Annotated in this window: 18 protein-coding genes and 3 tRNA genes; 8 read left to right on the top strand and 13 right to left on the bottom strand. The window is 63.0% G+C overall.

Going from position 1 to position 20,661, the window contains the following annotated elements:
* Nucleotides 1-43: 43 nt before the first annotated feature.
* The 4 genes from QCE88_RS05230 to rph are packed head-to-tail and all read right to left on the bottom strand — an operon-like array spanning nt 44 to nt 3,864.
* Nucleotides 44-1,234: an MFS transporter gene (locus QCE88_RS05230; RefSeq protein WP_309903405.1), complete on the bottom strand. Its 1,191-nt coding sequence runs from the start codon at nt 1,232-1,234 to the stop codon at nt 44-46.
* A 29-nt stretch (nt 1,235-1,263) separates the two neighbouring features.
* Nucleotides 1,264-2,487: a radical SAM family heme chaperone HemW gene (gene hemW / locus QCE88_RS05235; RefSeq protein WP_309899799.1), complete on the bottom strand. Its 1,224-nt coding sequence runs from the start codon at nt 2,485-2,487 to the stop codon at nt 1,264-1,266.
* On the bottom strand, nt 2,484-3,113 hold the full coding sequence (gene rdgB, locus QCE88_RS05240; protein WP_309899801.1) for an RdgB/HAM1 family non-canonical purine NTP pyrophosphatase: 630 nt from the start codon (nt 3,111-3,113) through the stop codon (nt 2,484-2,486). Before rdgB ends, hemW begins: the two co-directional genes overlap by 4 nt.
* Nucleotides 3,106-3,864 carry a ribonuclease PH gene (gene rph / locus QCE88_RS05245; protein WP_409018045.1) on the bottom strand — a complete coding sequence of 253 codons (759 nt, stop codon included), beginning with the start codon at nt 3,862-3,864 and terminating at the stop codon, nt 3,106-3,108. The genes rdgB and rph overlap by 8 nt, the downstream gene beginning before the upstream one ends.
* A 289-nt stretch (nt 3,865-4,153) precedes the next feature.
* On the opposite strand from rph, the gene QCE88_RS05250 reads away from it, so the two are divergent.
* The 5 genes from QCE88_RS05250 to QCE88_RS05270 all read left to right on the top strand — a co-directional run bounded on the left by QCE88_RS05250 (nt 4,154) and on the right by QCE88_RS05270 (nt 9,091).
* Nucleotides 4,154-5,098 (top strand): YicC/YloC family endoribonuclease, encoded by a 945-nt coding sequence (locus tag QCE88_RS05250; RefSeq protein WP_309899804.1) that lies wholly within the window; start codon nt 4,154-4,156, stop codon nt 5,096-5,098.
* A 9-nt stretch (nt 5,099-5,107) separates the two neighbouring features.
* Entirely contained in the window at nt 5,108-5,785 is a 678-nt protein-coding gene (gene gmk, locus QCE88_RS05255) for a guanylate kinase (RefSeq protein WP_309899806.1), read from the top strand.
* Between the two features lie 69 nt (nt 5,786-5,854).
* Nucleotides 5,855-6,058 carry a DNA-directed RNA polymerase subunit omega gene (gene rpoZ, locus QCE88_RS05260; protein WP_050456014.1) on the top strand — a complete coding sequence of 68 codons (204 nt, stop codon included), beginning with the start codon at nt 5,855-5,857 and terminating at the stop codon, nt 6,056-6,058.
* An 87-nt stretch (nt 6,059-6,145) separates the two neighbouring features.
* Nucleotides 6,146-8,539, top strand: coding sequence for a bifunctional (p)ppGpp synthetase/guanosine-3',5'-bis(diphosphate) 3'-pyrophosphohydrolase (locus tag QCE88_RS05265; RefSeq protein ID WP_309899808.1), 2,394 nt, complete (start codon nt 6,146-6,148; stop codon nt 8,537-8,539).
* A gap of 60 nt (nt 8,540-8,599) precedes the next feature.
* The gene (locus QCE88_RS05270) at nt 8,600-9,091 is read left to right on the top strand and encodes a phage protein NinX family protein (protein ID WP_309899810.1); all 492 of its coding nucleotides are present in this window, start codon (nt 8,600-8,602) and stop codon (nt 9,089-9,091) included.
* 73 nt (nt 9,092-9,164) lie between these two features.
* Here the strand turns inward: QCE88_RS05270 and QCE88_RS05275 are convergent.
* Nucleotides 9,165-9,241: transfer RNA gene (locus QCE88_RS05275), tRNA-Arg, on the bottom strand.
* Between the two features lie 106 nt (nt 9,242-9,347).
* Nucleotides 9,348-9,424: transfer RNA gene (locus QCE88_RS05280), tRNA-Arg, on the bottom strand.
* A gap of 151 nt (nt 9,425-9,575) precedes the next feature.
* Between QCE88_RS05280 and greB the strand changes: the two genes are divergently transcribed.
* Nucleotides 9,576-10,127, top strand: coding sequence for a transcription elongation factor GreB (gene greB, locus QCE88_RS05285; RefSeq protein ID WP_309899812.1), 552 nt, complete (start codon nt 9,576-9,578; stop codon nt 10,125-10,127).
* A 100-nt stretch (nt 10,128-10,227) separates the two neighbouring features.
* Here the strand turns inward: greB and QCE88_RS05290 are convergent, their stop codons facing one another.
* Together QCE88_RS05290 and QCE88_RS05295 are read right to left on the bottom strand one after the other, a co-directional pair.
* The gene (locus QCE88_RS05290) at nt 10,228-11,385 is read right to left on the bottom strand and encodes a porin (RefSeq protein ID WP_309899814.1); all 1,158 of its coding nucleotides are present in this window, start codon (nt 11,383-11,385) and stop codon (nt 10,228-10,230) included.
* Between the two features lie 263 nt (nt 11,386-11,648).
* Nucleotides 11,649-11,993 (bottom strand): hypothetical protein, encoded by a 345-nt coding sequence (locus tag QCE88_RS05295; RefSeq protein WP_309899816.1) that lies wholly within the window; start codon nt 11,991-11,993, stop codon nt 11,649-11,651.
* A 752-nt stretch (nt 11,994-12,745) separates the two neighbouring features.
* On the opposite strand from QCE88_RS05295, the gene QCE88_RS05300 reads away from it, so the two are divergent.
* Nucleotides 12,746-13,888 carry an exonuclease domain-containing protein gene (locus QCE88_RS05300; protein WP_309903409.1) on the top strand — a complete coding sequence of 381 codons (1,143 nt, stop codon included), beginning with the start codon at nt 12,746-12,748 and terminating at the stop codon, nt 13,886-13,888.
* Nucleotides 13,889-13,895: 7 nt separating this feature from the next.
* Here the strand turns inward: QCE88_RS05300 and QCE88_RS05305 are convergent, their stop codons facing one another.
* From QCE88_RS05305 to pepN, 5 genes are all read right to left on the bottom strand, one after another.
* Nucleotides 13,896-14,498, bottom strand: a complete 603-nt coding sequence (locus QCE88_RS05305; protein ID WP_309903411.1) for a chorismate mutase — start codon at nt 14,496-14,498, stop codon at nt 13,896-13,898.
* Nucleotides 14,499-14,721: 223 nt separating this feature from the next.
* Nucleotides 14,722-14,871 (bottom strand): hypothetical protein, encoded by a 150-nt coding sequence (locus QCE88_RS05310; RefSeq protein ID WP_309899818.1) that lies wholly within the window; start codon nt 14,869-14,871, stop codon nt 14,722-14,724.
* A gap of 658 nt (nt 14,872-15,529) precedes the next feature.
* Nucleotides 15,530-15,605, bottom strand: a tRNA-Thr gene (locus QCE88_RS05315).
* Nucleotides 15,606-15,658: 53 nt separating this feature from the next.
* The gene (locus QCE88_RS05320) at nt 15,659-16,678 is read right to left on the bottom strand and encodes a class 1 fructose-bisphosphatase (protein WP_309899821.1); all 1,020 of its coding nucleotides are present in this window, start codon (nt 16,676-16,678) and stop codon (nt 15,659-15,661) included.
* A gap of 186 nt (nt 16,679-16,864) precedes the next feature.
* Entirely contained in the window at nt 16,865-19,588 is a 2,724-nt protein-coding gene (gene pepN, locus QCE88_RS05325; protein ID WP_309899822.1) for an aminopeptidase N, read from the bottom strand.
* Nucleotides 19,589-19,827: 239 nt separating this feature from the next.
* Here pepN and QCE88_RS05330 point away from each other — a divergent pair, with 239 nt between their 5' ends.
* On the top strand, nt 19,828-20,562 hold the full coding sequence (locus QCE88_RS05330; protein ID WP_309899824.1) for a DUF4136 domain-containing protein: 735 nt from the start codon (nt 19,828-19,830) through the stop codon (nt 20,560-20,562).
* The last annotated feature ends 99 nt before the right edge of the window (nt 20,563-20,661 follow it).

Here is a 20,661-nt window from a genome sequence, read left to right on the forward strand (position 1 = left end):
GTAGCGCAACTCTCCGGCGCGAAGTGGCCATCGCCCCGGGCCTTCACCCTTCCAGCGATTTCGTCGCCCGCAGTGCCGGAAACAGCCGCATCCACAGCAGCGCGACCGCGATCGTGCCGATCCCGCCGATCAACACCGCCGGCATGGCGCCGAACAGCCCCGCGGTCATGCCCGATTCGAACTCCCCCAGCTGGTTCGACGTGCCGATGAACAGCGAGTTGATCGCGCCGACTCTTCCGCGCATGTCATCGGGCGTCTGCAACTGGACGAGCGACGTGCGCACCACCACGCTGATCACATCCGACGCGCCGAGCACGGCGAGCGCGATCAGCGACAGCACGATGTTGTGCGACAGCCCGAAGAAAACGGTCGCGATGCCGAACACGATCACGCCGCCGAACAGCGCCGTGCCCGCGCGCTGCCGCAGCGGAAAGTGCGCGAGCACGATCGAGCCGGTCAGCGCCCCGACGGCCGGCGCCGCGCGCAGCACGCCGAGTCCCCACGGACCGGTGTGCAGGATGTCGCGCGCATAGACGGGCAGCAGCGCCGTCGCGCCGCCGAGCAGCACGGCGAACAGATCGAGCGACAGCGCGCCGAGAATCACCGGCTTGCTGCGAATGAAGCCGATGCCCGAGAACAGCGCCTCGAACGACAAGGGCGCGCGCATGCGGACCGGTTCATCGATGCTGATCGCCGCCACGGCGCACGCCGCCGCCATGAACGCGAGCGTCACCGCGCCATACACCGTCAACGCGCCGAAGCCATACAGCAGGCCGCCGAGCGCCGGGCCGAGAATCATCGCGGTCTGGTTGGCCGAGGTGGACCACGCGGTCGCCTGCTGCAACTGCGTGCGCGCGACGAGGTTCGGCAAGAGCGCTGCCATCGACGGCGATTCGAACGCGCGCGCCGCGCCCGTGATCGTGGCAATGGCATAGATCGGGCCGACATGATTCCAGCCGTGCCACGCGCCGAGACACAGAGCGAGCGCGCCGATCCCCTCGATCGCCTGGCAGACATACGCGATGGTGCGCCTGTCGTAGCGATCCGCCACGTGCCCGACCACCAGCGTCAGCACGAACATCGGCAGGAACTGCGCGAGTCCGACGAAGCCGAGCGCATAGGCGCTGTGGGTGATCGAATAGACCTGCCAGCCGATCGCCACGGACATCATCTGGAACGCCACCGACGACATCACCCGCGCGCTCCAGAACAGCGCGAACGGACGATGCCGCATCACCGAGCCGGACGCCACCGTCGACGCGCTCAATTGTGCGGATCCTTCAAGAACATCTCCTGGAGATCGTTGAGGAAGCGCTGGCCGAGCTCGGTCGGCGCAATGCGTTCGGGGGTGCGCGTGATGAGTCCGCGCTGTTCGGCGCGCTGGAGCGCCGGCTCGATCGCGGACAGCGACAAGCCGGTGCGCTCCACGAAGGCATGCACCGGAAAGCCTTCCACGAGTCTCAGCGTGTTCAGCATGAACTCGAAGGGAAGATCGCGCGGACCAACTTCGCGTTCTTCCTGCACCGGGGTTTCGGTGGGCGAAAGCGCGTGGTCCATGTAGCTCGCCGGATGCTTGAAACGCGCCTGCCGCAGGATCCGCGACGGGAACGACAGCTTCGTATGCGCGCCCGCGCCGATCCCCAGATAATCGCCGAAGCGCCAGTAGTTGAGGTTGTGACGGCTCTGCCGATGCGGCTTCGCATACGCCGACACCTCGTACCGTCCATAGCCCGCGTCGCGCGTGCGCTCGTGAATCCACTCCTGCATGTCGGCGGAGGCGTCGTCGTCGGGAAGCGCGGGCGGATACTTCGCGAAGACCGTGTTCGGCTCCATCGTCAGGTGATACAGCGAGAGATGCGGCGGCGCGAACGCCAGCGCCGTCTCGATGTCCTGCCGGCATTCGTCGAGCGACTGCTGCGGCAGCGCGAACATCAGGTCGAGGTTGAAATTGTCGAAGTGCCGCGCGGCAATCTCCACGGCCTGGCGCGCCTGGCCTGCATCGTGGATGCGGCCGAGCGCCTTCAGATGCGCCTCGTTGAAACTCTGGATGCCGATCGACAGCCGGTTCACGCCGCTCGCGCGAAACGACGCGAACTTGGCCGCTTCGAACGTGCCGGGGTTGGCTTCGAGCGTGATCTCGGCATCGGCGTCGACGGGCAGCAGCGCGCGCACGTCCGACAGCAGCCGGTCGAGTCCTTGCGCCGACAGCAGCGAAGGCGTGCCGCCGCCGATGAAGATCGTATGCACCTGCCGCCCCCACACGAGCGGCAGCGCGCTTTCGAGATCGGCGCGTAGCGCGTCGAGATAACGGTCTTCGGGAAAGCTGTCGCCCTTCCACTCGTGCGAGTTGAAATCGCAGTACGGGCACTTGCGCACGCACCACGGGAAATGCACATACAGCGCGAGCGGCGGCAACGACGTCAGCCGGATGCTGCCCGGCGACGTGAACGTCTGCACCACGTTGATCGTCTTCGGTCCCGCGCTCACGCCAGTTCCTTCAGTCGTTGCAGCAGGTCGCGCAGCGCCAGCGCCCGGTGGCTCAGCGCGTTCTTGCGGGCGGGATCGAGCTCGGCGGCGCTGGCGTGCAGCGCGGGCAGGAAGAAGTACGGGTCATAGCCGAAGCCGTGCGCGCCACGCGGCTCATCGAGCACTTCGCCATGCCAGCGGCCTTCCGCAATCAGCGGTTCAGGGTCTTCCGCATGGCGCACCAGCACCAGCACGCAGAAGTAATACGCGCGGCGGTCGGCCACGCCGGCGAGATCCGCGATCAGCCGCGCGTTGTTCGCCGCGTCGCTTTTCTCTCCGCCGGCAAGCGACGCGTAGCGCGCCGAATACACGCCCGGCGCGCCCTGCAACGCGCGCACGCACAGGCCGGAGTCGTCGGCGAGCGCGGGCAGGCCCGTCAGCGCCGACGCATGGCGCGCCTTCGCCAGCGCATTCTCGATGAAGGTGACATGCGGCTCGGGCGCTTCGGGCACGCCGAGTTCGCCCTGCGCGATCAGTTCGATGCCCGCCGCTTCCAGCAGCGCCGCGAACTCGCGCAGCTTGCCCGCATTGTTCGAGGCGAGCACGACACGGCCCGGCGCCGCCCCGGGTGCAAACGAATCAGACACCGCGAATCCCCAATGCTTCCTTCTGCTTCAGCACGAGCGCCTTGATGCCGCTGTCGGCAAGCGCGATCAGCTCGTTCATTTCCTCGCGCGAGAACGGCGCGCCTTCCGCCGTGCCCTGGACTTCGACGAATCCGCCCGAGCCCGTCATCACGACGTTCATGTCGGTATCGCACTGGGAGTCTTCGTCGTAGTCGAGATCGAGCACGGGCGAGCCTTCGTAGATGCCCACCGAGATCGCCGCGACGAAGTCCTTCACCGGCGACTTCGCGATCTTGCCCGCCGCCAGCAGCTTGCTCGTGGCGTCGTAGGCCGCGACGAACGCGCCCGTGATGGACGCCGTGCGCGTGCCGCCGTCGGCCTGAATCACGTCGCAATCGAGATGCAGCGTGCGCGCGCCGAGCGCGTTCAAATCGAACACCGAACGCAGCGCCCGGCCGATCAGACGCTGGATTTCCTGGGTGCGGCCGGTCTGTTTGCCGCGTGCGGCTTCGCGGTCGCTGCGGGTATGCGTGGCGCGCGGCAGCATGCCGTATTCGGCGGTGAGCCAGCCCTGTTCGCGGCCGCGCAGGAATTCGGGCACGCGCTCGGCGATGCTGGCCGTGCAGATCACCTTGGTATCGCCGAATTCGACGAGCACCGAGCCTTCCGCGTGCTTCGTGTAGTTCCGCGTGATGCGCACGTCGCGCAGCTGATTCGCGCGGCGGCCGCTCGGACGCGGGGGAGAAGGCTTCAGCAGGGGGGAGTCGGTCATGAGGATCGAGTGGTGAGAGTGAAAGCGCGCGCGTCTGCCAGAGAACGCTTGCAGGACATCCGTGAGACGCCGCGCAGCAAGGCTGGATTTTATCGCCAAACCCCGCATGGCGTCGTGCGGGCCCTGTTCGGCCGACCCCTGGTATCGGCGGTCTGCACGGCAAAAATGGGATAATGCCGGTTCCTCGCCCGGCGGTCATACACGCGCCACTCCAAGGGGCTTCCAGGAGCGCCGGGCGCTTCGTATCGAAACGGCCTTCGCAACGAAGGTCTCAATCGCGAGACGTACCATGATCTACAGCATGACTGGCTATGCCAGCGCGACGCGCGAAGTCGTCGCGGATGGCGCGGGACCCAATGGCGCGGGCGGGTCGGGCGTCGGGGTATCGGTGGAATTGCGCACGGTGAATTCGCGCTTCCTCGATCTCAATTTCCGCATGCCGGAAGACGTGCGCGCCACCGAGCCGCAGTTGCGCGAAATGCTGATGAGCAAGCTTTCGCGCGGCAAGGTCGATATCCGCATCAACCTGAATCGGGTCGAACAGACAGCCAACGCCGGCGCGCTCAATCGCGACGCGCTCAGCCAACTCGCCACGCTCGAGCGCGCCGTGCTCGACATCTTTCCCGACGCCGAACGCATGCGCACCGGCGAAATCCTGCGCTGGCCCGGCGTGCTCGCGGAAAGCTCGGTGTCGCAGGAAACTTTGCGGGAAGCGGTGCTGGCGTGCGGCAAGCAGGCCATTGGCGATCTCATCGAAGTGCGCGGCCGCGAAGGCGCCGCGCTCGGCAATGTGCTGCTCAACAGCGTGACGGAGATGGAAGCGATCGTCGCGCGCATCACGCCGCTCGTGCCCGAACTGATCGCGCGGCATCAGCACAAGATCGTCGAGCGGCTGCAGGATGCGCTCGGCATCGCCACCGCCGACGGCGCCTCTGCCGCCAGCGTGCCGCGCGAGGAAGTCGCCGAACGCATCCGCCAGGAAGTGACCATCTACGGCATCCGTATCGATATCGCCGAGGAATTGCAGCGTCTCACCGCGCATCTGACCGAGACGCGCCACGTGCTGCAAAAGGGCGGCAAGGTCGGCAAGCGGCTCGACTTCATGATGCAGGAACTCAACCGCGAAGCGAATACGCTCGGGTCGAAAGCCGCCGCGAAGGAACTCGCCGACGCCTCGATGACGCTCAAGCTGCTCATCGAACAAATGCGCGAGCAAGTACAGAATCTGGAGTAACGCACCATCATGTCGAACCCCACACCGCACCGCTCGCACAGCCACTACACCGGGATTTATCCGGGCAACCTGTTCATGGTCGTCGCGCCGTCGGGCGCCGGCAAGTCCACGCTCGTGAACGCTTTGCTCGCCGAAGATCCGGCCATCCTGCTGTCGGTTTCCTACACGACGCGTGAAGCGCGTTCGAAGGAAACCAACGGCGTGCAGTATCACTTCGTGTCCGTCGACGAATTCATGGAGCGGCGCGAGCGCGGCGAGTTTCTCGAAAGCGCCGAAGTGCACGGCAACTACTACGCCACCTCCAAGGTGTGGATCGCCGACCAGATGAAGATGGGCCATGACGTGCTGCTCGAAATCGACTGGCAGGGCGCGCAGCAGGTGAAGAAGCAGTTCCGCAATGCGGTGGAGATTTTCATTCTGCCGCCCTCGCTGGATGCGCTCGAAGACCGCCTCAAGAAACGCGGCCAGGATTCCGACAAGGTGATCGTGCGCCGTCTGCTCGCGGCCGGCAGCGAGATGGCGCATGCGTCGGAAGCGGAGTACGTGGTCATCAACGAAAATTTCGACCGCGCACTCACCGAGTTGCGTTGCCTCGTCGCTGCAACGCGTCTGCGCTTCACGTCGCAATACGCCCGCAATACGCAGCTCTTCGTGGATCTCGGCATCCATTCCACGCCGCAATCATGACCACCGCGGTGGCCGGGTCCTGTCGGTCACATAAGGTAGAATAAAGTTCATATCGAGAAGGAAACCAACATGGCCCGCATCACCGTCGAAGACTGCCTGAAACAAATCCCTAACCGCTTCGAGCTCGCACTCGCTGCAACCTATCGCGCTCGCCAGCTGGCGCAAGGCCATACGCCGAAGATCGAAAGCCGCGACAAGCCCACTGTCGTCGCACTGCGTGAAATCGCATCGGGGCAAGTGGGCATCGAGATGCTGAAGAAGGTGCCCGTCTGAGGGCTTGAATCAAGCAGGGAACCGGCCTCGGTTCCCTGAGTTACATCTGCAACCCGCGTCGCACACATCACCACGGAGGAGGCGATCATGAGTCAGACACCGTTGCCCGTCTCCGCCGCCGTGGACCCCGATCTCGACACCGACGCCGATCCCTTGCTCGACGCCGACAAGCCGCATGCGGCGCGCAGGTACATCGACGCCGTTCTCGAACAATCCTTCCGCCATCTGTTCGGGCCGACCGCGACGCCTGAACAGCCGCGCAAGCATGACGTCGTTTCCATCGCGAAACTGACGAATGCGCTCTCCGGCTACATCACGGCCGAAGAGATCAAGGAAGTCAAGCAAGCCTTCCATTTCAGCGACGAAGCGCATCTCGGGCAGTATCGCCAGAGCGGCGAGCCGTACATCACGCATCCGGTGGCGGTCGCGGAAATCTGCGCGAGCTGGAAGCTGGACGCGCAATCGATCATGGCGGCGCTGTTGCACGACGTGATCGAAGATCAGGGCGTGACCAAGACGGAGATTGCGGAGCGCTTCGGTGCGAAGGTCGCGGAACTGGTCGACGGCTTGTCCAAGCTGGACAAGATGGAATTCCGCAATCGCGAGGAAGCGCAGGCGGAGAACTTCCGCAAGATGCTGCTCGCGATGGCGCGCGACGTGCGCGTGATCCTCGTGAAGCTGGCCGACCGCCTGCACAACATGCGCACGCTGGGCGCGGTGCCGCCGGAAAAACGCCGGCGCGTGGCGCGCGAGACGCTGGACATCTACGCGCCTATCGCGCACCGGCTCGGTCTGAACAATACCTACCGCGAGCTGCAGGACCTCTCGTTCGCGAACTTCAATCCGACCCGCTACGCCACGCTCGAAAAAGCGGTGAAGGCAGCGCGCGGCAACCGGCGCGAAGTGGTCGGCAAGATTCTCGAAGCGGTGCAGCGCACCATCGCGGACGCCAAGATCAACGCGGAAGTCACCGGCCGCGAGAAGACCATCTACAGCATCTACAAGAAGATGCGCGACAAGCAGTTGTCGTTCTCGCAGGTGCTCGACGTGTATGGCTTTCGGGTGGTCGTCGAGAGCGCGCTCGAATGCTATACCTGCATCGGCGCGCTGCATGCGCTCTACAAGCCGGTGCCGGGCAAGTTCAAGGACTACATCGCGATCCCGAAGGTCAACGGCTATCAGTCCTTGCACACCACGCTGGTCGGCCCGTTCGGCGCGCCTATCGAGTTCCAGATCCGCACGCGCAAGATGCACGAGATCGCCGAAGCCGGCGTCGCGGCGCACTGGCTCTACAAGAACGGCGGCGCCGACCTGAACGACGTGCAGAAGCGCGCGCATCAATGGCTCAAGTCGCTGCTGGACATCCAGAGCGAAGCGGGCGATTCGAGCGAATTCCTCGAACACGTCAAGATCGATCTGTTCCCGGACGCCGTCTACGTTTTCACGCCGAAGTCGCGCATCATGCCGCTGCCGCGCGGCGCAACCGCGCTCGACTTCGCGTATTCCATTCACAGCGACCTCGGCAACCAGTGCGTCGCGGTGAAGATCAACAACGAGCTCCTGCCGTTGCGCACGGAGCTGAAGAGCGGCGATATCGTCGAAGTGATCACCGCGCCGTATTCGAAGCCGAATCCGGCGTGGCTCGGTTTCGTGCGCACCGGCAAGGCGCGCTCGGCCATCCGTCACTATCTGAAGACGATGCGCCTGAACGAGTCTGTTCAACTGGGCGAGCGGCTCGTCGATCAAAGTCTCAAGGGCTATGGCCTCGCGCTGTCGGACGTCACGCCGGAAGTCTGGGAAAAGCTCGTGCTCTGGACCGGCAACAAGACCCGTCAGGAAATCTTCGCGGATATCGGCCTCGGGCGCCGTGTGGCCGCGGTGATGGCCAAGCGCATCGAGGTGCTGATGAACGGTCTCGACGGCGACGAGCATCCGCATCGCGACCATCACAACACCAATACCGCGCCGCCGGTCGTCATCACGGGCACGGAAGGCATGTCGGTGCAGTTGTCGCCGTGCTGCCGCCCGATTCCCGGCGACGACATCATGGGCTATATCGGCATCGGCCTCGGCATGGCGATCCACACCACCGATTGCCGTGTCGCGCAGCGCATTCACAAGCGCGATCCGGGCCGCTGGATCGACGTCGCCTGGGCGCCGCAGCCGGGCCGCCTGTTCGACGTCGCCGTGAAGGTGCTGGTCAAGAACACCAAGGGCGTCTTCGCGCGCGTCGCGGCCGACATCACGTCGGCGGACGCGAACATCGTGCACATCGCGATGGATGAGGACGTGTCGCAGGAAGCCAAGCTGCTGCGCTTCGTGATCCAGGTCAGCGACCGCGTGCATCTGGCGAACGTGATGCGCCGCGTGCGAACCAATCACGACGTCATGCGGATCGCGCGTGAACGTCCGAGCGACGAACCGCATCATCGCAATCAGGACGGCGGCATGCGCGTCGACCGGGAACGCGCCGACTATTGATCCCGGCGCGGGAACGCGGCGTGCAGGCTCCGTCCTTCATCGACAGGAGAAAGCGCCGCAATGAACACATCCGATCTCGAAGGCGCCACACTCGACTACTGGGTCGCGCGCGGGCTGCACGAATTCGTTCGGGAAATCCACTTTACCGATAGCGGCGAGACGCTTTCCATCCGCGGCAACGATCGCGGACGGCCATGGGACGGGCGCTTTTTGCCGTCGACATCATGGGAAGCCGCCGCCGTGGTGCTGGAGCGTGCCTGCAAGCTCGAGATGCACGATCACGGGCGCGGCGAAGTGGTCTGCAGCGTGAGCTTTGGCAAGGACGGCGAGAACGTGGAAGGGCGCGGAGCGTCGCTGCGCATCGCGCTGTTGCGCGCGTTCGTGCGGCAGGCGTTCGGCGATACGGTGGAAGACGAATTCATGCGCCGCCCGCAATCGTTGCTGGGGACGCGTGCGGAAGCGATCGGCGAGTCGAGCGCGGTGGTGTCGGTGGAAGACGTGCCATCGCCTGAGAAGCATATTGGCGACATCGGTTCGAGTCCGCGCGGTTGATTGCACGGTCCGATGCAGGTAGTTCACGCCTGCAAAAGAAAAAGGGCCTTCCGTCTGGAAGGCCCTTCTAAGATGGTGCGGCTGGCAGGATTCGAACCCACGACCCCTTGGTTCGTAGCCAAGTACTCTATCCAACTGAGCTACAGCCGCACGCAAAACGGTACTGCTTCATGTGACTTCAATGCGCTTATGGTCAAGCGCGTGATGCAATCATCTTTTGGCGCGACCGCCAGTGACGAAGACATCAGGAAAAAAGTGGTGCGGCTGGCAGGATTCGAACCCACGACCCCTTGGTTCGTAGCCAAGTACTCTATCCAACTGAGCTACAGCCGCACGCAGAAGCGGAATTATAGCCAAGCTAGTCCAGAATTGGAAGGCTTATAGGGCAAATTCCCGGTTTTCTTCGTATGACATGCATGTTCCGCATGGTAAGTTGATGTTTTGAAAGCGTGTGTCATCTCGCAACCGAATCTGGATTCGCATCATGAACAAGGCATTTGTCAAAGAGTCGGACGACAGCGACGACGATCTCGAAACCGCGCACCCCGACGTCCCGGCGGGCACGAAGAACTACATCACGCCGCAAGGGCATCAACGCCTGCGTGACGAGCTGCTGCAACTGCTCGACAACGAGCGTCCGGAAGTGGTCAAGCTGGTGTCCTGGGCGGCGTCGAACGGCGACCGTTCGGAGAACGGCGACTACATCTACGGCAAGCGGCGCCTGCGCGAGATCGACCGGCGCATCCGCTTCCTGACCAAACGGCTGGACGCGGCGGAGGTGGTGGACAGCAGCAAGCAGGAGAACGTGGACCAGGTCTTCTTCGGCGCGACGGTCGATTACGCCGGCGACGATGGCGAAGTGAACACTGTGACGATTGCCGGCGTGGACGAGGTGGATCTCGAGCGCGGCTGGGTGAGCTGGATCTCGCCGATGGCGCGTGCGTTGCTGAAGGCGAAGATCGGCGATACGGTGGCGCTGCATACGCCCGCGGGCGTGCGGCAGATCGATATTCTCGACGTGCGTTATCCGCGCTGAGGCGCCTGTTTCGTCCGGCTCAGGATGGCCTGCACGGCTGCAAAACGAAAAAAAGCCGCTCCGAAGAGCGGCTTTTCTACATCAAGACTGCCAGTGACGCTTAGAAGCGGTGACGCACGCCAACCGTTGCCGAAACCTGGTTCGACGACGACGACATACCGACGCCGTTGATCGTCGCGCCGATGGGCAGGCCATCGTCGTCGGTCATGTGTTGGTATTCGCCTTGCAGGTACACGTCCGTACGCTTCGACAGCGCGTAGGCCGTTTGCAGGCTGAACTGATGGAACTTCGGCTTTTCGCCAGCGATGCGGCTGTCCGTGTACGTGTACGCGCCAGCAACCGACAGAGCCGGCGTCAGGTTGTAACGGCCATTGACTTCGTAGTTCGTGAAGCGAACGTGGCTGTCGCCGAGGTTGATGTTGCCTGCGTTCGTTGCGACGTTGTTCAGCGACGTTGCGTTGTCCAGCATCGTCTGCGTGAACACGAAGCCGACCGTTGCCGGGCCGAACGCGTAGTTGATGCCACCGCCGAAGATGCGCTGACGACCAGCCGTGAACGGCGAGTTGTCGCTGCCGACTGCACCAGCGATGTTGTTCGTTGCCGAACCGACGTTGTTCAGTTGCATGTACGCGCCAGCAACGTTCAACGGGCCGTAGTTGTACGATGCGCCGACGCTGTAAGCACGGTTATCCGCAAAGCCGCCTGCCTCGTTCGAGAAGCCGTACATCGCGCCCAGCTTGAAGCCGGCGTAGTTGGCGCTCGTGTACTTGATCGAGTTGTTGACGCGGAACGTGTTGTCCAGGTTGTCGTTGTCGAACGGGTGGGCGAACTGCGTGCCGCCGTATTGCGTGCCGGTCAGGGCCAGCGGGCCGACGAAGTCGACGACGGAGTCATACTGACGGCCGAGCGTCACGGCGCCAAACTGCGTGCTCGACAGACCGACGAATGCCTGACGGCCGAACTCGCGACCACCTTGGCCGTTCGTGCCGTTCATGATGTTGAAGCCGTTCTCCAACGTGAAGATTGCCTTCAGGCCGCCGCCGAGGTCTTCAGCGCCGCGCAGGCCCCAACGGCTGCCGTTGACCGAACCGCTCGTCGCCTTGAAGTTGCTGTGGCCCGTGCCGCCGGCCGTCGTCACGTTGTTGTTCGTGTAGGTGATGCCGGCATCGATCAGGCCATACAGCGTGACGCTGCTTTGCGCATGGGCGGCGGAAGCAAAAACGCCCGTCAGGGCGGCGACCATGAGAGTCTTTTTCATCTTTGTAACTCCGAGAGCAGATTGGGCCCAGGACCCAGGCTTTGAGGAAACCTCGTTCCGGCGCGCTGCGAGAGGGCGCGGCCAGAAGAGCAATGCATCGGCAGCCAACGCATTTGTTTCCGGACCAGACGAAGTGTAAAGAACCGTGTCACCCAGAGCGTTGTTCGATTTCCGCAATAAACCATTCTCGCTCGCGCAATGATCGGAAATCTGCTTATTCCTGTTTATTTACAACGGTTTAAGTACGAATGAAGTCGTAAGGGCTAAGGTGTCAACCGATTGGCGTTGCGCATGAACGACACAAATTGACGTGCAGAAGCAACAAATAATTTCCCCAATTGGATTGTTGATAAATCTGAAAGAGAAGTTTGTGTTTTATGCAGGTAATTTGTGCGAGGGGCGTCGCTATACTGAGTGTTCTGCTTTCCGAAGCAGACTTTTTCGTTGACGGAAAAAGATCTCCAAACTTTGTCAGCGCGACTTCCCAGTCGCGCTTTTTTTTCGTCCTGATTTTCGAATGACGCGTGCGTCCGCAAGACGTCCGGAGCCTTGCGCAGACTGGCTGGAGAGGAAAATGAGGTTGAACGGGGGATGGTGCCGGCTGTCATCGGGACAAAATTCCTTGTTGTGCTCTTATTGACCCGGTCAAAGCTTCCTGCTTCGAAACTAGTGAAAGCAGTTTGTCGTCGGCGCCATTCTGGATGTTGATAGCGGATAAAACCGGCAGGTGGCGTTCGTGGAGAATCCGGCAAGGGTGGCGGGTGCGTGTTGTTTTGAATTTTATTTGTCGATAAAATCCGTATTTCCTCGTAATTTATTTATTGTCTGGAATTGCAACTTTATTTGAGTTGGGGAATCGATTCGATGCTTTGAAGCGCGCTGGATAAGACGCTTTTCAACGCAGCCGTTATCAATACTCCGGTTTGAATTTGGAGAATAACGGGGTTTGAAACTTCAACCTGATTCATGTCGGCGTAGCGGCGCGTTGTCCCTCTCAAGGCACAGCGCCAGCGAGGCCGGGCCTTGCAGGCAGGGATGCAGCGCGGGGTGCCGCCTCGGTGCACACTTTGGCTTCCCCGAAGCGCGTGAAGTCCCTTTCCTGCGCGTTAATCAGTCGGCTTGATTGAGGGTTTGCCTCTATTGCCAGTTTATTTATGAAATGGTTTTCGACGTTTTTATCTTTCACCTCAGCGTTCATCGCGTCTCGATTGCGCCACCACGAAATGCGGGGAATGCTTAATTGTCGAGTGACGCGTCTGCGCGGCCGGGACCAAGCGATGCCCTGCGTTAGAATGGGCAATTCATTTTTATTACGCGCCTGTCCGGTCCTGTCAGGCGCACCGCTTCCCCGCCGTCCATGATGCACTCCGATTCATCCCGTTTCACGCTCCCGGCCGAACCCATCGTTTTCGTCGATCTCGAGACGACAGGGGGTACCTTCGGCGTCGACCGCATCACTGAGATCGGCATCGTCGAAGTCGGTCCGCAGGGCGTCTCGCAGTGGACTTCGCTGGTCAATCCACAACGGTCAATTCCCGCGTTCGTCCAGCAGCTGACCGGCATCAACGACGCCATGGTGCGCAACGCGCCCACGTTCGACCAACTGGCCGAGAGCCTGCTCGAACGGATGAGCGGGCGACTCTTCGTCGCGCACAACGCCCATTTCGATCACGGTTTTCTCAAAGGCGAGTTCAAGCGCGTCGGACTTCGGTTCGTGCCGGACGTGCTTTGCACCGTGCAGTTGTCGCGGGCGGTGTATCCGTCCGAAGCCCGTCACGGTCTCGACGCACTCGTGCAACGCCATGCGCTCGTGCCGTCGGCGCGCCACCGGGCGCTCGCCGACGCCGATCTCCTCTGGCAGTTCTGGCAACACCTGCATGGCGCGCACGCGCCGGACGTCATGCAGGCGCATCTGGAGCGGGTGACGCGCCGGTTCCAGCTTGCAGCGCACATCGACGAGGACACGATCGAGCGCATTCCCGCCGGCTGCGGCGCCTACGTGTTCCATGGCGACGACGACACACCGCTGTACGTCGGCCGAAGCGTCCGTCTGCGGCAGCGCGTGCGCTCGCATCTGGTCGGACCGAAGCGTTCCGCGAAGGACTTGCGGCTGGCGTCGCTCGTGCGCCGTGTCGAATGGAAGGCGACGGGTGGCGAAATCGGCGCAATGCTTGCCGAGGCGCAGTGGATTGCGGCGTTGCGGCCGGCCCACAACCGTGTACCGAAGCCGCGCTCCGGCGAAGCGCGTGGCGCGCCCTGGCCGTATGCGGGTGCGATTGCCGTCGAGGAGCGCGACGCCGAGTCGGCGCGACGCGTATGGCATGTTGTGAATCAATGGCAATACCTTGGCTCGGCCGACTCGCTGGACGCAGCGGCTGTGCTGTCGGCGGGGGCCGTGGCGCCTGGCTTCGAATTGACGACCTATCGCATCCTGAGCGAGCGACTCGCGCGCGGTCTTGCCGTGACGCCGCTCGACATCCGCCCGCTCGCCGCCGCGTTCTAGTCTTCGGTCAACCCACCGCGCCCAACCCGCCGCTTGCGCAGACATGCGACAGGGCGCGCTCGAGCGGCGCATCCATCGCGGCGTCGTAGCGCGTCAGATGCTTCCATCGCGCGACGCTTTCTGCGAGCCGGACGGGGCAATCGTCGGTGTGACGAAGCGGCTCAACGTGCCCAAGCGCCGCGATCAGCGAGCGTGTGAGCTGATCGAGCTTCGGGCGCGTGTCTTTTGCGAGATCCGGCGGCGTGCCTTCCGGCGCGGCCTTGAGCTTGCGCCAGTTGGCGAACAGGGCGTTCTGGACGTCCTTGCTCGCCTCGATCTGATCGCGAAAGAAGGCACGCGCAAATTCAGGATCGACCTGCGCGGCACGCGCTTTCTGTTCGACTTGCTTGAGCAGCGCTTCCTCGCGCGGCGCGTCGGTGATCGCATCGTGATGCGCCCACTTCCAGCGCGCGACGGGTTCTGCGAGCGCAAGACGCTGCGAAACCAGAGCGATGACGTTGGTGAAGGCGGACTCGTCGCCATCGGCGTGGGCGGTTCCGGGTGCGGCAAGCGCAAGTGCGCAGGCGAAAGCGGCGGGAACGAGAAGGGAGAGGGTCGGGCGGCGGCGCATCGGCATGAACGAGCAAAAGCGCCAGAATAGCGTACCGTCGGCGGGGATCAACAAAGAGGAGGAGGTGAGCGTCCTGAGCAGGCGAGCCGGCATCTGCGACTCGCCCCTGAATCAACGACGTGTAACAACCTGGCGCGCGCCACGTCCGGACGCGAACGTCCGCTTGCACCGCACACGGCGGGCAGTCATTCCCACGACGACTGCGTGATCCAGTGCATCCTGCCTACTTCGACTGTGCAGCGTTGCGCTGCTCGTCGAAGAAGGCTCTGACATGCTCAGGCAATTCGGTCGCGAGAAATTCGACGGCTACCGGATCCTGATCCGGACACAGCACCTTGTCGGGCGTCGGGATTTTTGTCGGTTTTGCGTCCATGATCTCTCTCCTCAATGACAACACTCAATTGCGCCAACCTGATGGGTGCGGCTGTTGCGCCGCCGCACACCAGCAGCAGTTCAAACTCAAAATCCTCTCAAAATGCGTTATCGGATGGCTGCCGATTCAACTTGAATCCAATCGATACGGCTAAAGCACAACGCATGATCGTTCGTGTTCTGAAGGGTGGCGCATCGGTAATGCATACTCACCCTTAAAATCCCTTATCGCAAAAACTTCGCCTTCCAGGCCTTACGGGATCTCGCTGTCAGCCGCATGGCGCCTTGCTTGCCGATCCCACGACCTCAAATCATGTCCGACTGTAGCGTTTCCTCTATGGATATAACGATACCGGGAAACCTGCGTTGACGCTCGATGGTGCAGAGCGGAAAATAGCGTGTTGTTGTACGAAGCCGCACATAAAAAGCGAATCAGACGCGCACTCGGGCTGAACGTGAAATCGCGGAGGAAGTTTCGACCAAAGACGCGCACGCGCTGAAGCGGATCAAGACCACTTGAGGGAATCGTGGCATAGGTGCGCGGCATACGCATCCACCCACTCGTGGGGTACGAAAAGAGTGCGGACAGGAAATGAACGGATAAAGCAAAACCCCGCGTCACTTGCGTGAACGCGGGGTTTTTTACTGCTGAATCCTGATGGTGCCGGAAAGAGGAATCGAACCCCCGACCTTCGCATTACGAATGCGCTGCTCTACCGTCTGAGCTATTCCGGCATCAGAGAAACAAGATTATAGCGACCGTTTTCTCGAATTGGCAATAGCTCGAATCAAATTTTCTTTTCGTGATGGTAGCGCGTGACGCGATCCACTTCGCTCTTCGAGCCGAGGAACACCGCGACGCGCTGATGCAGGCTCGTCGGGACGATATCAAGAATGCGCTGCTCGCCGTTGGTCGCCGCGCCGCCGGCCTGCTCGACGATGAACGCCATCGGATTGGCTTCATACATCAGGCGCAGCTTGCCGGGCTTGGACGGGTCGCGCTTGTCGGCCGGGTACATGAAGATGCCGCCGCGGCTCAGGATACGGTGCACGTCCGCGACCATCGAGGCAATCCAGCGCATGTTGAAGTCTTCCTTGCGCGCGCCTTCCTTGCCGTCGGTCAGCTCGCCGACATAGCGCTGCACCGGCTCATACCAGTGCCGGCTGTTCGATGCATTGATCGCGTACTCGCGCGTCTCGACCGGAATCGTCATGTCGCGCTGGGTGAGCACCCACGAACCGAGTTCGCGATCGAGCGTGAAGCAGTTCACGCCATGGCCGGTCGTCAGCACGAGCACGGTTTGCGGACCATACACCGCATAGCCGGCCGCCACCTGTTGCGAGCCCGGCTGCATGAACGCCTGTTCGCTCGGTTCCACGCCGTCCGGACAGCGCAGCACCGAAAAGATCGTGCCGATCGACACGTTCACGTCGATGTTGGAGGAGCCGTCGAGCGGATCGAAGGTCAGCAGATAGTTGCCCTTCGGATAGCGATTGGGGATCGGGAAGATCTTTTCCATTTCTTCCGATGCCATCGCGGCCAGATTGCCGCCCCATTCGTTGGCTTCGAGCAGGATTTCATTCGAGAGCACGTCGAGCTTCTTCTGCACTTCGCCCTGGACATTCTCGCTGCCGGCCGAGCCGAGCGCTTCGCCCAAGGCGCCCTTGCTCACGTGATAGCCGATCTGCTTGCAGGCCCGCGCCACGACTTCGAGCAGGAGACGCAGGTCGGCGGGCAGATTCTGGTGTTCGCGCTGCTGCTCGATCAGATACTTCGTGAGCGTGGTACGGCTGGAAATGGAGGACATGCGAGGCTCCGTGAGCGTTAGACGAATATTTGCGATTCTAACCGCTCGACCCTGTCCCACCGTGTGACAACGCCGGTGTGCATCGGCCAGAAACGAGCAAGGCCGCCGCGCGCCAGGCTGCGCACGGCGGCCTCCAGCCGCTTGCCGCCACTCACTCGGCGGAAAAAAACCCCGACAAAACAGTGCTCAAGCGGCGAGCGCCTTCTCCACGACCTCGCGCACATCGCGCGATTTCGCCTTCGCCGCCACCTCGCTCAGCGCGGCATGCATTTTCTCGCGCAATGGCGGCGTGAAGCGGCGCCACAACTCCAGCCCGCGCGCCAGACGCGCGGCGACCTGCGGATTGAGTGCGTCGAGGGCGATCACCTGTTCGGCCCAGAACGCGTAGCCGGAGCCATCGGCGGCATGGAACTGCGCCGGATTGCCGCTGCAGAAGCTGAAGATCAGCGAACGCGCGCGGTTCGGGTTCTTGAGCGTGAACGCCTGGTGCTGCATCAGCTTGCGCACGATCTCGATCACCTTGCGATCCGGTCCGCCGCGCTGCGTCGCCTGAAGCGCAAACCACTTGTCGATGACGAGCGCCTCCTTTTCGAAGCGGCGATAGAAGTCGGCCAGCGCCGCGTCGGCGACGGTCGCATCCGCGCCGGGCGTCGCGCTCGCGAGCAGCAGGGCGGCGAGGGCGGCCGAGCGGTCGGTCATGTTGTTGGCGCTGTCGTACTGCGCCTGCGCGAGGCGGACGGCGTCGGCGGGGTCGTCGAGCTGGCTCAGGTAGGCAAGGGCGAGGTTCCTCAGGCCGCGCTTGCCCGCGTCTTCCGGCACCGGCCGGTACTCGCCGGGCGTGCGGTTCGCTTCATACGTCGCAAGCCACTTGTCGCGCAGTTGCGCTGCCAGCCGACGGCTCATGAAGACGCGCGCCGCATGCACGGCGGCCGGGTCGGACACCGTCATCTGTTCGGCCAGATAGCTTTCCGAAGGCAGCATCAGCGCGAGTTCGCGGAAGGCCGGCGTGAGGGTGGTGTCGTCGAGCAGCTGGGCGAACGCCGCGATCACGGCATCGTCGATGGCCAGCGCCTCGCCCTGCGCCGCGCGCCCGGCGAGCGCCAGCAGTTCGCGGGTCGCGAGCCGCTGACCGGCTTCCCAGCGGTTGAACGGATCGCTGTCATGCGCGAGCAGGAAGGCGAGTTCTTCGTTCGTATAGTCGTATTCGACGATCACCGGCGCCGAGAAATTGCGCAGCAGCGAAGGCAGCGGCGCCTCGTTCACATCGACAAACGTAAACGACTGCTCGCGCTGGGTGAATTCGAGCACGCGCGTCGTGCCGTTCGGCTCCTTCTCGCCTTCCAGGCGCAGTGGCAGATCGGCGCCGTTGCGGCCGATCAGGCCGACCGAGAACGGAATCAGCAGCGGACCTTTCTGGGTCTCGCGCGCGGCTTCGGACGCGTCGCCATAGCCCTGTGTCAGCGACAGCGTATAGCGCTTGCCGGCGGCGTCGTACTGCGCGCGCACCGAGACGCGCGGCGTGCCCGCCTGGCTGTACCAGCGCTCGAACTGGGCGAGATCGCGATGATTCGCGTCGGCCAGCGCCTGGCGGAAGTCGTCGCAGGTGACGGCCTGGCCGTCGAAACGCTTGAAATACAGGTCCATGCCGCGGCGGAAGCCGTCGCGCCCGAACAGCGTCTGGTACATCCGCACGACTTCCGAGCCTTTCTCGTAGACGGTCATCGTGTAGAAGTTGTTGATCTCGACGTAGCTCTCCGGGCGCACCGGATGGGCCATCGGGCCTGCGTCCTCGGCGAACTGCATCTGGCGCAGCACGCGCACGTCCTCGATGCGCTTGGTCGCGCGCGCCGCGGCGCTGGCCGCGCCGTCGGCGTCGCCGGCGGCCATGTCGGCGGAGAATTCCTGGTCGCGGAACACGGTCAGGCCTTCCTTCAGGCTCAACTGGAACCAGTCGCGGCAGGTCACCCGGTTGCCCGTCCAGTTATGGAAATATTCATGGCCGACCACGGCCTCGATGTTCGAGAAATCGGTGTCGGTGGCGGTTTCCGGATTGGCCAGCACGTACTTCGTGTTGAAGATGTTGAGGCCTTTGTTCTCCATCGCGCCCATGTTGAAGTCGCTCACCGCGACGATCATGAAGCGGTCCAGATCCAGTTCCAGCCCGAAGCGCTTTTCGTCCCAGCGGATCGAGTGGATCAGCGAGTCCATCGCATGACGGGTCTTGTCGAGATCGTGCGGCTCGACCCAGACCTGCAGCAGTTTCTCCTTCCCGGAGCCCGACTCGATGCGCTCCTCGATGCACACCAGCTTGCCGGCCACCAGCGCGAACAGATAGCTCGGCTTCTTGAACGGATCTTCCCATTGCGCGAAATGGCGGCCGTCTGGCAGATCGCCCTCGGCGATCAGATTGCCGTTCGACAGCAACACCGGATACGCGGTCTTGTCGGCGCGCAGCGTGACGGTGTAGGTGGCCATCACGTCCGGACGGTCGAGGAAGTAGGTGATGCGGCGAAAGCCCTCGGCTTCGCACTGCGTGAAGAAGTTGCCGCTGGAGACATAAAGTCCGGAGAGCGTCGTGTTCTCAGCCGGATTGCAGATGCTCTCGATGCTAAGCTCGAAGGCATCGGACGGCAGCCCGCCAAGCGACAGTCCCGCCTCGTGAACCCGGGCATCCGCGTGCGCCGCGCCGTTGACCGTCGCGCTGACGAATTCGAGTTGCTCGCCCATGAGTTCGAGCCGCGCGTCCGGTCCGAAGGCGGCAGCGTCGGGATTGCGACGCAGCTTCATCGTGTTCCTGACCACTGTGCGCGACGGCACGAGATCGAACTCGAGCGCGACAGACTCGATCAGGAAGGCGGGTGGCGTATAGTCCTCGCGGCGGATCACTGCGGAAGCGGTCGTGGTAGACATGGCAGGGTCTTCATGTTTGGATTGAACGGCGGCGCCGGCGTCCCGCATGCGAACGCAGAACGCATGAACGTCGAACGCACGAACGCGTGCGCGCCTGGTCGAACCATTGTACAAGCCGCTCGGGGATCGTGAACCGGACGGCATGACGCGCCGCAAACCCCACAAAACAAGGAGGCTTCCGGGCTGCCCGGAGGCTGGTGATAAACCGGTATGGGTGCTGCAACGGAGTGAGGATGACCATGAACGGGACCATGAACGCGTTTTTCAGATGGACGCTGTTACTCGCGGCGACCTGGCTCGCGGGCTGCACGACCTACGTGCAGACCCAGGTGACCGCCTTCTCCGACTGGAGCGGCAACGACACGACCCGCACCTACGCATTCGCGCGCAAGGACGAGCAGCGCAACAGCATCGAACAGACGACGTACGAGACGCTCGTCGCCAATGAGCTGTCGAAGTACAACTTCCGCCAGGTGCCCGACGCGAGCGCGAACTATCAGGTCGCGATCAGCTATTCGGTCCGCGGTGACACGATGACCGTGCGCCAGCCGGTCTATTACGATCCGTGGATGTACGGCGGCCCGTGGGGTGGTCCATGGGGCGGCCCGTGGGGCGGCTGGGGAGGGGGCTGGGGCGGCTATGGCCCGTGGGGTCCGACAGCCTATGTCGACCAGACCTATCCGGTGTACATCCACGCGCTGCAGATCCGCATGACCGACCGCCAGACCGGCCGCGAAGCCTACAAGGTCACGGCCGTCAATTCGACGGGCGATGCCTCGCTCTACCAGGCCATGCCTTATCTCGTCCGCAGCGCGCTCGCCGACTTCCCGCTCGGCAACGGCACTGTGCGTACGGTCACGCTGCCGATGGGCAAGGACGGCATGATGTCGAACGAAACGGCGTCCGCGACGAGTTCGAACGAGCGCACGGTGCCGCCGCCCGCTCCCGCGCCGGTGCAGAAGACGGTCGAATGATCGCGTGTCCGAACCGGCAGCCGGGTTGCGGGTTCGGCATCGGAAAGTTTTGCCGTGTACAACAATTTACGGCTTTGTCGAAAGTGAAAGTCGAACTTT

This window comes from Caballeronia sp. LZ035 (genome assembly GCF_031451175.1).
Taxonomy (GTDB): Bacteria; Pseudomonadota; Gammaproteobacteria; order Burkholderiales; family Burkholderiaceae; genus Caballeronia.

What these genes read in the sequence shown, in the direction of transcription:
- QCE88_RS05230 (WP_309903405.1), bottom strand. Translation starts at nt 1,234, where the DNA reads ATGCGGCATCGTCCGTTCGCGCTGTTCTGGAGCGCGCGGGTGATGTCG.
- rph (WP_409018045.1), bottom strand. Translation starts at nt 3,864, where the DNA reads ATGACCGACTCCCCCCTGCTGAAGCCTTCTCCCCCGCGTCCGAGCGGC.
- QCE88_RS05250 (WP_309899804.1), top strand. Translation starts at nt 4,154, where the DNA reads ATGATCTACAGCATGACTGGCTATGCCAGCGCGACGCGCGAAGTCGTC.
- gmk (WP_309899806.1), top strand. Translation starts at nt 5,108, where the DNA reads ATGTCGAACCCCACACCGCACCGCTCGCACAGCCACTACACCGGGATT.
- rpoZ (WP_050456014.1), top strand. Translation starts at nt 5,855, where the DNA reads ATGGCCCGCATCACCGTCGAAGACTGCCTGAAACAAATCCCTAACCGC.
- QCE88_RS05265 (WP_309899808.1), top strand. Translation starts at nt 6,146, where the DNA reads ATGAGTCAGACACCGTTGCCCGTCTCCGCCGCCGTGGACCCCGATCTC.
- QCE88_RS05270 (WP_309899810.1), top strand. Translation starts at nt 8,600, where the DNA reads ATGAACACATCCGATCTCGAAGGCGCCACACTCGACTACTGGGTCGCG.
- greB (WP_309899812.1), top strand. Translation starts at nt 9,576, where the DNA reads ATGAACAAGGCATTTGTCAAAGAGTCGGACGACAGCGACGACGATCTC.
- QCE88_RS05290 (WP_309899814.1), bottom strand. Translation starts at nt 11,385, where the DNA reads ATGAAAAAGACTCTCATGGTCGCCGCCCTGACGGGCGTTTTTGCTTCC.
- QCE88_RS05295 (WP_309899816.1), bottom strand. Translation starts at nt 11,993, where the DNA reads ATGACAGCCGGCACCATCCCCCGTTCAACCTCATTTTCCTCTCCAGCC.
- QCE88_RS05300 (WP_309903409.1), top strand. Translation starts at nt 12,746, where the DNA reads ATGCACTCCGATTCATCCCGTTTCACGCTCCCGGCCGAACCCATCGTT.
- QCE88_RS05305 (WP_309903411.1), bottom strand. Translation starts at nt 14,498, where the DNA reads ATGCGCCGCCGCCCGACCCTCTCCCTTCTCGTTCCCGCCGCTTTCGCC.
- QCE88_RS05310 (WP_309899818.1), bottom strand. Translation starts at nt 14,871, where the DNA reads ATGGACGCAAAACCGACAAAAATCCCGACGCCCGACAAGGTGCTGTGT.
- QCE88_RS05320 (WP_309899821.1), bottom strand. Translation starts at nt 16,678, where the DNA reads ATGTCCTCCATTTCCAGCCGTACCACGCTCACGAAGTATCTGATCGAG.
- pepN (WP_309899822.1), bottom strand. Translation starts at nt 19,588, where the DNA reads ATGTCTACCACGACCGCTTCCGCAGTGATCCGCCGCGAGGACTATACG.
- QCE88_RS05330 (WP_309899824.1), top strand. Translation starts at nt 19,828, where the DNA reads ATGAACGGGACCATGAACGCGTTTTTCAGATGGACGCTGTTACTCGCG.